A 1,179-nucleotide genomic window follows, 5' to 3' on the forward strand; every position below is an offset into this window, starting at 1 on the left:
TGTCCCTTCCCGAATCCGCCTCCCTGCCCACCCTGCCCATCGTCAGCGCCGACGTGCCGCGCCAGTTCGCGCGCCGTGGCGACCTGTCCGAGGCCCAGTTCCTCTATGGCGAAGTCGCGCGCCGCATGCTGGGCCGGCTGCAGTACATCCGGCTGGCGCCGCAGGCCATGCTGGACGCGGGCTGCGGCGCGGGCGACAACCTGCCGCTGCTGCGCGAGCGCTATCCGGATGCCGCCTACACCGGCCTGGACAGCTGCGAACCGCTGCTGGCCGCCGCCCGCAAGCGCCACGCGCCGGGCGGGCTGGGCGCCTGGATCGGCAAGCTGGCGCGTCGCGGCGCGGCCGCGCCCGCCTTCGTCAACGGCGACCTGGCGCAGACCGGCCTGGCGCCGGAATCGCTGGAGCTGGTCTGGTCCAACCTGGCCCTGCACTGGCACCGCGCGCCGCACGCGGCGCTGGCCGAATGGCGGCGCGTGCTGAAGGTCGGCGGGCTGGCCATGTTCTCCTGTCTGGGACCAGCCACGCTGCGCGAACTGCGCCAGGCGCTGGCCGACGCCGGCCTGCGCACCGCCACGCCGTCCTTCGTGGACATGCACGACTTCGGCGACCTGCTGGTGGAAAACGGCTTCGCCGATCCGGTGATGGACCAGGAAATCCTGACGCTCACCTACCGCAGCCCGGAAAAACTGCTGCAGGACGTGCGCGCGCTGGGCGGTAATCCCGCCGAAGGCCGCCGCGGCGGGCTGGTGGGCCGGGACTGGCGCGACCGGCTCTGCGCGGCGCTGGAAGCCCAGCGCCGCCCCGACGGCGTGATCGCGCTGAGCATCGAAGTAGCCTACGGCCATGCCTGGCGGGCCGCCGCGCACCGCGCCGCCGCCGGCGAGACCCGGCTGTCGATCAGCGCCATCGGCGGACGCCAATCCCGCAATCCCTGAACCGGCGCGACTGCCGGCGCCCCGCCAAACAGGGAACTGCGCCAGGGCCTGACCGGACAGGGCGCCCGCGCCGCTTGGGCGCCGATCGCCTGAAAACTGCCCGCGACCAAAGAAAAGGGGGCCCGCAGGCCCCCCGTTGAACGCCCCTACGCCGCGCTCAGTGCAGGCGGTCGGGCACGATGACGCCCGGCCCCCCGCCGGGCAGCGCGGCCCTGGGCGCGGACGTGGGGCGGATGCGCCCGCG

The 1,179-nt window shown here is 74.5% G+C and carries 1 protein-coding gene; it reads left to right on the forward strand.

Annotation, left to right across the window (positions count from 1 at the left end):
- A partial coding sequence (locus KDH83_RS20780; protein ID WP_249205243.1) for a methyltransferase domain-containing protein occupies positions 1–935 on the forward strand: 935 nt, incomplete at its 5' end.
- Between the last annotated feature and the right edge of the window lie 244 nt (positions 936–1,179).

This window comes from Achromobacter sp. Marseille-Q0513 (genome assembly GCF_018195695.1).
Taxonomy (GTDB): domain Bacteria; phylum Pseudomonadota; class Gammaproteobacteria; order Burkholderiales; family Burkholderiaceae_B; genus Achromobacter.